Annotated in this window: 11 protein-coding genes; all 11 read right to left on the minus strand. The window is 30.2% G+C overall.

Annotation, left to right across the window (positions count from 1 at the left end):
* Window positions 1-208: 208 nt before the first annotated feature.
* The 11 genes from HMPREF0631_RS05465 to HMPREF0631_RS10005 all read right to left on the minus strand — a co-directional run bounded on the left by HMPREF0631_RS05465 (window position 209) and on the right by HMPREF0631_RS10005 (window position 9,353).
* Entirely contained in the window at window positions 209-1,519 is a 1,311-nt protein-coding gene (locus HMPREF0631_RS05465; protein ID WP_002843949.1) for a S41 family peptidase, read from the minus strand.
* Between the two features lie 217 nt (window positions 1,520-1,736).
* A complete protein-coding gene (locus tag HMPREF0631_RS05470; RefSeq protein ID WP_002843956.1) occupies window positions 1,737-4,241 on the minus strand; it encodes an ABC transporter permease in 2,505 nt (834 codons plus the stop codon).
* Window positions 4,228-4,917, minus strand: a complete 690-nt coding sequence (locus HMPREF0631_RS05475) for an ABC transporter ATP-binding protein (protein WP_002843951.1) — start codon at window positions 4,915-4,917, stop codon at window positions 4,228-4,230. Before HMPREF0631_RS05475 ends, HMPREF0631_RS05470 begins: the two co-directional genes overlap by 14 nt.
* Before the next feature lie 113 nt (window positions 4,918-5,030).
* Window positions 5,031-6,005: a sensor histidine kinase gene (locus tag HMPREF0631_RS05480; RefSeq protein WP_002843952.1), complete on the minus strand. Its 975-nt coding sequence runs from the start codon at window positions 6,003-6,005 to the stop codon at window positions 5,031-5,033.
* Window positions 5,992-6,666, minus strand: coding sequence for a response regulator transcription factor (locus HMPREF0631_RS05485; protein ID WP_002843961.1), 675 nt, complete (start codon window positions 6,664-6,666; stop codon window positions 5,992-5,994). Before HMPREF0631_RS05485 ends, HMPREF0631_RS05480 begins: the two co-directional genes overlap by 14 nt.
* Before the next feature lie 23 nt (window positions 6,667-6,689).
* Entirely contained in the window at window positions 6,690-6,896 is a 207-nt protein-coding gene (locus HMPREF0631_RS05490; protein ID WP_002843958.1) for a helix-turn-helix domain-containing protein, read from the minus strand.
* A 177-nt stretch (window positions 6,897-7,073) separates the two neighbouring features.
* Complete coding sequence (locus HMPREF0631_RS05495) at window positions 7,074-7,349, minus strand: transposase (RefSeq protein ID WP_002843954.1); 276 nt, start codon at window positions 7,347-7,349, stop codon at window positions 7,074-7,076.
* 131 nt (window positions 7,350-7,480) lie between these two features.
* Window positions 7,481-7,699: a hypothetical protein gene (locus HMPREF0631_RS05500; RefSeq protein ID WP_002843959.1), complete on the minus strand. Its 219-nt coding sequence runs from the start codon at window positions 7,697-7,699 to the stop codon at window positions 7,481-7,483.
* A gap of 364 nt (window positions 7,700-8,063) precedes the next feature.
* A complete protein-coding gene (locus tag HMPREF0631_RS05505) occupies window positions 8,064-8,489 on the minus strand; it encodes a DUF3021 domain-containing protein (protein ID WP_002843960.1) in 426 nt (141 codons plus the stop codon).
* Between the two features lie 9 nt (window positions 8,490-8,498).
* Window positions 8,499-8,939 carry a LytTR family DNA-binding domain-containing protein gene (locus HMPREF0631_RS05510; protein WP_002843950.1) on the minus strand — a complete coding sequence of 147 codons (441 nt, stop codon included), beginning with the start codon at window positions 8,937-8,939 and terminating at the stop codon, window positions 8,499-8,501.
* Between the two features lie 249 nt (window positions 8,940-9,188).
* The gene (locus tag HMPREF0631_RS10005) at window positions 9,189-9,353 is read right to left on the minus strand and encodes a hypothetical protein (RefSeq protein WP_002843957.1); all 165 of its coding nucleotides are present in this window, start codon (window positions 9,351-9,353) and stop codon (window positions 9,189-9,191) included.
* Between the last annotated feature and the right edge of the window lie 152 nt (window positions 9,354-9,505).

A 9,505-nucleotide genomic window follows, 5' to 3' on the forward strand; every position in this document is an offset into this window, starting at 1 on the left:
ATTGATCAGGTCTTTTTATATTATCTATCTTATACTATATATCATTCAACCTTCCATCCCTTATAGATATAACCCTGTCCGCATCTCTATATCTATAAAATCAGTTCTCTATATCCGCACACAAGTAAGGAGCAGTAAACAATTACTCCGTACTAGGTTTGTGTACCTACGACAACTATTTACTACTCCTCTATCAATTTCACAAATTTTATATCTTACCCTCTCTTTTTAGTATCTCTTTTATGCAAGGTTGATTTATTAATGGTCCGCTAGTATCTGGACTACAAACAATATCAGGCCTTGTCTGCTCTAGTTCATTTATAAGGCCACTTTCTGTTGTTCCTAGACTATAGGAATACCTCATTACATAGCCCGTCTTAGGTAGGTGTACCTGCATTGGGTCAAATCCTATGCCATCTCCCCCTGTTTTCTCTCCAACTAGAGTGGCAAGACCACTCTCCTTAGTAAAGGATGCCATGCCCTCTGCAGAACTATAAACCCCCTTGTCAACTAGCAAGTATATATTACCCTTGAATCTTATTGAATTTTTATTTGGTTTAATATATTCTAAATCATGATTATAAAAATTAAAGTCCTTTAAAATATCCTTTGTTTGAGCTGGAAATCCAAAAGACTTAATAGTTACCTCGTTGAGCTTTTCAAATCCCATCATGTCTACGATTTTTGGGTTTCTATCAGACCTTATAAACAAATAATTTTTAACACTATATGGTTTATCTATTATGATAGGGTATAAAAAATCTGTGTAATAAGAGCTATTACCTCCAGCATTTCCCCTTATATCAATTACCAACGCCTTGTAATTCTTAATCTTTTCTAGATATGGAAGAATTACCTTCTCGTCTTTTTCGATTCCAGGTCCATTTTGCATCACATTGACTTTTATGTAGGCTAGGTCTTTCTTTATGTCGCCAACTTGAACATTACTTTTACCCTCATTTCCTGACAGATCATCCATATAGTCATCAGAATCATGCTTTTTAAATGCTTCTTTTACCGTATCATTATTAATATTGTATCTGGCTCTTGCTGTCGGATACTCATACTCACTTGCTAATTCACCAATCAAATCGGACCCCCAGCTATTCATCTTATATATCATATAGTATGAAAGACCTTCTTTTTCATTGATTAAATGTGTGTGTCCATTATGTAAATCCTCTAAAATATCATTCATTTTCTTATAAAAATCTGAATCACTCGTAGATTTTGAAATTTCAGCCCTGTATTTATCCCTATTAGCTAGCCAGTCTACTCCACTTAGCTTTTTGTTTACTTCAAAATATGGGTATGTTTCTTTTAAAACATCATATGCATAGTCAAAATCTGATATATAATCTTCTTTTGTAATTATAGGACTCCCAACTTTTGGCATATCCGAAAATTTAATATGGTAGCTAACAAACCTACCTATCCAAGAAATATTTAAACTAATAACTACGACTACCACAAATACAGCTAACAAAATATTAATTTTACGTTCGTTTCTGCTCTTCATATTTTCAAAAACCTCATTTCCAAATATTTTTATGATTTAGATTATATAAAACTATGCTTGTGCATAAAATCAAAAGTCACATAAAACCAATTCAAGCTTGTTGAATTGGTTTTACAACTATATACTCCATTAATATTATTATACTTATTTTAACACAGGATTCGCAATGAATCATTTTTTTTATTCAGTTGTACAAATTGATTATACAATCAACCTTTTAAATTTCTTTTATAGCATTACTTAGATCATCATTCAGTATCATCTTAATGCTACTTCTAATTGCCAATAGGACACCTAATACTATCACTCCAAATATTAATAAAATTGGTACATAATTTAGATTTAATAGTATCTCCTTTGATACGAAAACAAGCTCATACTGACTTCTATAAGAACGCACAAATACAGCTAATATGAATACAGCAATATAGAATATAGCTACATCCCTAAACAATATTTTAGACTCTCCATAAATCATTTTTTTAATCTGCTTATTTGTCATTCCTGCCGTAGAAAGCAGCTGAAATTCTCTTTTTCTTGCCCTTAAATTACCATGGAAACTATTATATGCATTTGATAGAGCAAGTATTATGAGTATGATTTGTATTCCGAAATTCAACATATGTTCATTTCTAACTTGTTCTTCATCAGAAGCTTGATTTAAAATAGCATTTGTTGTTGAATGGTCACTTTTAGGAATATACGAAGATATAATTCGCTCACAATTATCAGATACTTTATCTAATTTTTCCTTAGCTTTAACTTTAATGTTATAGTACCTTGTTGGATCAGCCTTGTCTTGTCCATGTTCTTCAATAAATTTTTCGAGATTCTCCATTGTAGTAAATACATATATACCTTTTTGATTCTGTGCATCTAAATCAAAAGGAAAATCTTTTATATAACCATCAATATGAATCGGCATCTTTTTTCCATCTGCATTATAGCGAAGTACAAGGTCTTTATTATCACTATTTGTCAGACTAATATATTTTCTAAATGAATATGGTGTATTATTTTTGTCAGGCGTTTTATTCAATAGAATATAGGTTGTCTCTTCACTTAACTTATTTGTACGAATCACATTATCAAAATCCTGCCTATAAAGACCTATAATGTTCACATACATATCCTCTATACTTTTATTACCTGATTCAACAGCATTTTTTAATTCATCCGAATTAAATCCTTTATTATCACTCAAATAAAATTTAAAGCTCTTGTCCTCATAAACATGCATCTCATCAATTCCATCTAACTGATACAATTCACTGAGCATTTGCTTGTTTATCTGTACATCTGTAAATATCTGCGATTGAAAATTGTATTGTTCTTTATGTTTTCCGTAAGTTTCATCGACAGTTCTATATGATTGAGAGACTAATACCAATGTCATAACCATCGCTGATAGTAACATCGCCAAAATAATTGTTTTATAGGTTGAACTGTAAGCTTTAAAATAATCTTTTGCCAAAGTCTTCTCAACCTTGCCGTGTATTTTAGATTTTCCATACTTTATTTTCCCGCCAGTAATTCCTGTCAATCCCTCAATTACATTAAGTTTAGCACTCTTTCTCGCTGGCACAATTGCAGATAAATATACTGTTATAAATGATAAAACTAAAATAAGAAACATTGTTGGAAAAGAAACAGAAACTAAGTGAAATTCTGTAGCCCTCATTTTTTCACCAAATATATCAGACATATTTTTATAAGTAATAGAATTATTTAACCACATTAGATAAAATAGCAGATTTGCGGTTAAATATGACACTACAGTACCTGCTAAAATCGGCACTACACCAATTTTAACCGCCTTTTGCCTTATCATCTTTTTAACTTGTTTTTCTGTCATTCCAACACTTTTAAGTAAAGCTAATTCTTTTATATCCCTATTATTCCATACATTAAAAGCACCATAGATCATAACAGCGAATAGGAAAACTAGCACTATGCAGGCTCCATAAGATTCAACCCACTCTGCCATTACAGATTTAGGTGGAATTATGCCAGACGGATAGATCATTTTATACTCTAAAATAGGCTTGTTGAAATATAATCTTCCTGTATCTATAGATTTTTTATAATCAATCTTAAAATCATCAAAGAGCTTCTTGGTAAGGGTATACGTATCTCTTGGATTCTTATACCAGATATAGGCTTCTATACCATCTGCATTTTTTAGTATATTTCCTTTGCTTTCATCAGTTAACAATCCAATTAAAGCACTTTCTTCAAAACTACTTTCATAGTCACAATATTCACCTACAAGTGTGTATTCTTTATCCTTTACTTTGAGTGTAGAACCTATCTTATAATCTTTATTTTTTTGAAAAAAACGAGTTGGGGCAATCAATTCACCAGCAGTATTTATATTACTACCACGAACAATATCATATCCTTTTAAGCACTTGAAATAATTCCCTTTTTCTATAATCGTAGCGTTTAAATCTGTTGAAATCATTTTGTCAAATGAAACTTTTTCTATATCTTTATTAGCAAATATTTTACCTATCATATTTGTATTCACATCTGTAAAAGAAACATGGTATTCTCCTACAGAAGAAACTATTTCATGATATTGTCCTGATTTAACGCTTCCAATAATAAAGATAATAGTACCAAGTAAAACAACTGCTAAAAAAATGGATAATCTGGTTGCAAGTGTATCTTTTTTGTTAGTCGTTATCTGAGAATAAGAGAGTTCATTAATGATTTTCATAGCCTATACCCTCCATCTGATTTAACTTTCCATCAACCATTCTATAAACCTTATCACATGAATTAGCTACTTTTTCGTCATGGGTAATAATCATAATAGTTGACTCAAATCGCTTATTTACAAGCCTAAATAAAGAAGTTATTTCTTCTGAATTTTTTCTATCTAAGTTACCTGTAGGTTCATCGGCTAAAATAATCGCAGGTCTTGTAATAAGGCTTCTTGCAATAGCCACTCTTTGTTGCTCACCACCTGATAATTGCTTAGGAAATCGGTCAAGTTTTTCTTCTATTCCTAATGTTGTTATAATCTCATCAAAATATTTTTTATCTTCCCTTTTATTATCAAGAAGCAAAGGTAATAATATATTTTTTCTAACACTGATATTAGGAATCAAGTTAAAAAACTGGTAAATCACTCCTATATTTCTACTACGAAAAACAGTAAGTTCTTCTTTACCCAATTTGGTTATATTCTTATCTTGAATATAAACCTCTCCACTTGTAGGTTTATCTACACCGGCTAATAAATGTAGTAATGTTGATTTTCCTGAACCGCTATCGCCAATAATCGCTACTAAATCTCCTTTTTGAAGCTCAAAATTTACATCCGAAAGAGCATTTACTTTTACTCCTGAATCATATGTTTTAGTTAAATTAATCGTTTTTACAATACTCATAGCATCAATCCTCCTTTGTTTATAAATAAAATACCAACACAAAGTGACTGGAAAGTGACTGAATGAAAGAAACAAAAAAAGACAAGCTACATAAGGGCAACTCGTCTTCTCTACTACCTATAAAACCTAAGTTCAAAACTATTAGATATTCTTCCTCTTGTATAGATAAGTTCACCATTTTGTTTTTCAATAATCGTTTTCGCCATAGGTAAACCAATTCCATATCCTTTAGAATCTTTATTTTCTTTATAGAATCTTCGATATATTTTTTTCAGATTATCTTTAGATATTCCTTTACTAAAATCTTCCACAATGATACTTTGATAAATATTGGTTTCTTTTAAATATATCTTTATTCCTTTAGATTCAGAAGCTTCTATTCCGTTCTTTACGATGTTATAAATTGCTTCATATGTCCATTTTCTATCACAAATCAATTTATAGTCATCACCTACAACAGGAATCTTAATATCTCTATTTGCAAAAAGTATTTCCATTTCTGTAACAACTTCATCAATTAAATTTTTTACACTAATACTTTCTTTTTTCATCTTAATCGTGCCTGAATCTAAGGCTGCTAACTTTAAAAGAATATCAGTTAGCTGATGTAATCTATTACTACTTGTTCTTATACGATTGATATAGTCTTTTTTATTCTCTTCATCTTCCTCCATCAAATCAAGCATAAGTAAAATCCCGGTCAAAGGAGTTTTTAATTGATGAGCAATATCCTCAGTATATTCTCTTAATATTTGTTCTGATTTCACAGCCTTATCAGTTATAACTTTTTTCTCACCAATCACTTTTATGATTTCGTCTCTAAGTCCTCCAAATTCATCGTCTGTCACTTCATAATTTCCCATATTTGTATCTAATGAGTGTAGTAATAAAAAAATATCGTCTATCCTTTTCTTTATCCTTTTTTCCCTATGTTTATAATCCAAGACAAGTAATCCAAATAGGATTGCGTTTGCAATAACAAAAAAAATAAAAGTGATTATATCGAATCTCGGACTAAGATAAACAATTAATAATGACAAAAATAGATTTAGGAAGATTATACAAAGAAACCTTTTATTTTCTTTCATTGTCACTGTCCTCCCACATATAACCTAATCCCCTTACAGTTTTTATATACTTACCGTAGTCTTTTAACTTATTCCTAAGCCTTTTAATCGTTACTGTTAGTGTATTATCATTTACTTCATACAGATCATATCCCCATACAGAATCAATTATTTTTTCTCTGATGATATTTATATTTTTGTTTTCTAAAAGAAGTTCAAGAACTGCAAACTCTTGTCTATTAAGTTCTAAATTTTCATTATTTAACTTCGCTGTCATCGAGGTTAAATTCAAACTCAATTCATGAAATACTATTTCGTTATTATTCGTATCTTTTCTTCTAAAAAGATTATCTATCCTTGCCTTTAAAATCGGCAAAGAAAAAGGTTTCGTAATATATTCGTCTGCTCCGTTTTCAAAACCTTTTAAAACATATTCATCTGCATTTTTTACAGTGAGCATGATCACCGGTATACTTGAAAACTCTCTTAACCATTTTAGATATTCAAAACCTGATCCATCAGGAAGATTCACATCAAGTATTATTAAGTCAAAGTTTTTTAAGTCTATTTCTTCAGCAGCTGCTAAACTATCTAAAATAGACACTTCCATATCATATCGTTTCAAGAAAGTAGAAACAGCAAAAGATATTGTACTGTCATCTTCTATCATTGCTATTTTCATAAATGTTCTCCTTATAATAACTACTATTCAATATCATCAAAACTAAATACATCATTAGGCGTACACTCTAAAGCCTTACATATTCTTTCTAAGTTTTTAAGTGTTATAGGCTTATTTTTTCCCATTTGTGCCATAACATTAGTTGTAAGTCCTGCCATAGCTATTACATCTGTTTTCTTTAACCCTTTTTTTGCTAACTGTATCCATAGTGGTTTATAGTTAAGTGCCATAATATCCCTCTTTTTCTCTTTATTAAATTTATTTAATTATAGCATAAATATTGATTCGATTCAATCTTACATTGATTTAATGATTTGTTTTAGAGAATTTGTTGTGTTATTCCATCCTTATTTTAAGTATAAAAAAGGGTTCTTTGTCAACTATCGTTGATGAATAAAATCCGAAATTTATGCGACAGCATCTTGGATACATATAGTATCCTTGATGTTGTCTTTTTTCTTTATGTGAATCTTTTTCCTTAATAGTACTCTTAATCTCATATTCTGAAAGCTTCTAAAGCCGAATACGGTCTTCTTCATCGATTTAATTAGATTGTTGTTCCCTTCTACAACAGCGTTCGTATAACCTGTTTCTAGAAAATTTACGATAGCATCCTTGTAACCATATAGCGTGTTAATGGCAGTCTCAAACTCTGGTGGAATAGAATCCTGATTTAAATTCATCTATTCCAAGTACCTCTGGTAGACATTGTTTATTTACCTTGAAAACATTGGACCTTAGAACTCTCTGAACTGTTGCAGTTGACACGCTGTAGGTAGATGCTATGTGTTTTAAGGATACATTTTCAGCGAGCTCAATGTTTATGCATGATTTGATTTCCGTTTTTGACAATCATATAGTCCTTATTTTCTCCATTACAATGGTCACAAGAGTCAGGTATATATGTCAATTTGCCCTTAATGACCGTATGTTCAATTCCTCTAATAGTCTCATTTTTGAAGAAATCTTGATCAAATTCTATGTTTCTATCGTAAATTTCAATTATTTTTGCTATAATACTCGTAGATGACATGTCAATTCTCCTTTGTTATTTGGTTTTTGTCGACTTTATTATACAACGGAATTGACATGTTTTTCAATTTATTGACATATTTTCCATATAAAGAACAATAGCGCTGACAGTAACATCAATCCTCTTAGTCTTACGACTTTGAAAGCATTTTTGTTACCATCAACGCTATATATTATAGAATTTTTTTATTTCTAATCGTTCTTGGTTTAAATATTATAACTTGTATAATCCTCATCGATTTAGTATGATCTCCAAAAATAACATATGTATAAGTTTTCTTTCATTTAAAATTTCAACTAGGATCTATAAGTCAAAAGAATTTTAAAAACAAAACGGTCCCAGATTTGGGACCATTTTTGTGTTTCTATAATTTATTGTTAATTTTTTTTATCATATTTTTCTCATAAAGATAAAAGATGTAAGATATTAGTAAATAAATGCCAACAAAGTAAATGGTGGAAATTACAATAGAAAAATCATTATTAAACCACCTTAGGTAAAGGCCTGCAAAGATAAAATAGATAAGCATTACACAAAAGTGGATTGTTTGATTTAAATAGCTTGCCCTATTTTTATTTTTGAAAATTGCTCCCATTAGGACAGATACCAAACCAAAACCACCATATACTAGGCATTGGATAATTTTTGCATAACCTAGTCCATGACTTGCTACAAATTCAGATACTCCAACTATATTTTCTTTAATTATCATAGATAAAACTGCCTCGACTAAGGCGCCTATTCCTACACCTGCTAAAAATCCAACTAACAAATCTTTAATTTTTTTCATAAGTCCTCCTTATAGGCCGAGAGCCTTTCTAAATTTTTTTAAATTTCTCCTAGAAACATAAGCAACATCACCGTTGTTAAGTTCAACTGCGATTGTTCCTGTAAAAGACAAGTCAAGCTTTTTTACAAAGTCGAGATTTACAATGTCTGAACGAGATATCCTGATAAACTTCTTTTTATCAAGTCTCTGATCTAATTCATAAAGAGTAAGTCTTGATGAAAAAGTTCCGTTCTTTGTCTTTACAAAAACACTTTTATCTTGGGCGAATATTCTAATAATTTCTTCATATGAAAGTATAAAAACTTCCTTATCACGAAAGGCAACAAGCTTGTCTACTAATCTATCTGCTAGCAAATCTTTTATGGTTTCAACTTCCTTAGAATACTCCCTGGCATATATTTTAACCCTTGTTTCTTCAATGGTTTCATCAATTATGATATCAATTTTCATACCTACCTCCACCTCCTGATTATATTATAGAACCTATACTAATATTCTGCATCCCATTTCTGACAAAAGGTCATAATTTGAAGATAAGAGGTCCCTTATAACCATGCTATTTTCAAATTCAATATTTAATCGTTTTTATATCTTTTGATTCTTATCTTATTTGCCCTAGTTTTTGCATGTAAAACTTCTTGCTTGTATAAAAAACGGATAACATTTCTGCTATCCATTTTAAAGTTTCATTAATATAATCTAATACTTTATTTTTCTTTTTCCTTCATCATAAAATGGTATTTTACCTAATGAATCCTGAACAATTCTATATGTTTTTTTTGGCTTAAATTCTAATTCTTGAATCTCTATTTCCTGCTTATTGCCTTTTCTATCCATTATTTCCAAAAAATAAACTCTTTCCATTTCATCACCACCATAATCTCTATAAGGATTTTGGTATGCCCCATAAATATATTCTATCTCTCTGGCTGAAATCTCATATACAGAATTTTTACCAGAATTTTTCTCATAATATCTAAAAAGTATATTTCGTAAATTGCAATATCAATTTGTAC

The sequence above is a fragment of the Peptostreptococcus anaerobius 653-L genome (assembly GCF_000178095.1).
GTDB lineage: Bacteria > Bacillota > Clostridia > Peptostreptococcales > Peptostreptococcaceae > Peptostreptococcus > Peptostreptococcus anaerobius.

Excerpts from the sequence above, each read along its gene's own strand:
- HMPREF0631_RS05465 (WP_002843949.1), bottom strand. The coding sequence starts at position 1,519 with ATGAAGAGCAGAAACGAACGTAAAATTAATATTTTGTTAGCTGTATTT.
- HMPREF0631_RS05470 (WP_002843956.1), bottom strand. The coding sequence starts at position 4,241 with ATGAAAATCATTAATGAACTCTCTTATTCTCAGATAACGACTAACAAA.
- HMPREF0631_RS05475 (WP_002843951.1), bottom strand. The coding sequence starts at position 4,917 with ATGAGTATTGTAAAAACGATTAATTTAACTAAAACATATGATTCAGGA.
- HMPREF0631_RS05480 (WP_002843952.1), bottom strand. The coding sequence starts at position 6,005 with ATGAAAGAAAATAAAAGGTTTCTTTGTATAATCTTCCTAAATCTATTT.
- HMPREF0631_RS05485 (WP_002843961.1), bottom strand. The coding sequence starts at position 6,666 with ATGAAAATAGCAATGATAGAAGATGACAGTACAATATCTTTTGCTGTT.
- HMPREF0631_RS05490 (WP_002843958.1), bottom strand. The coding sequence starts at position 6,896 with ATGGCACTTAACTATAAACCACTATGGATACAGTTAGCAAAAAAAGGG.
- HMPREF0631_RS05495 (WP_002843954.1), bottom strand. The coding sequence starts at position 7,349 with ATGAATTTAAATCAGGATTCTATTCCACCAGAGTTTGAGACTGCCATT.
- HMPREF0631_RS05500 (WP_002843959.1), bottom strand. The coding sequence starts at position 7,699 with ATGTCATCTACGAGTATTATAGCAAAAATAATTGAAATTTACGATAGA.
- HMPREF0631_RS05505 (WP_002843960.1), bottom strand. The coding sequence starts at position 8,489 with ATGAAAAAAATTAAAGATTTGTTAGTTGGATTTTTAGCAGGTGTAGGA.
- HMPREF0631_RS05510 (WP_002843950.1), bottom strand. The coding sequence starts at position 8,939 with ATGAAAATTGATATCATAATTGATGAAACCATTGAAGAAACAAGGGTT.
- HMPREF0631_RS10005 (WP_002843957.1), bottom strand. The coding sequence starts at position 9,353 with ATGGAAAGAGTTTATTTTTTGGAAATAATGGATAGAAAAGGCAATAAG.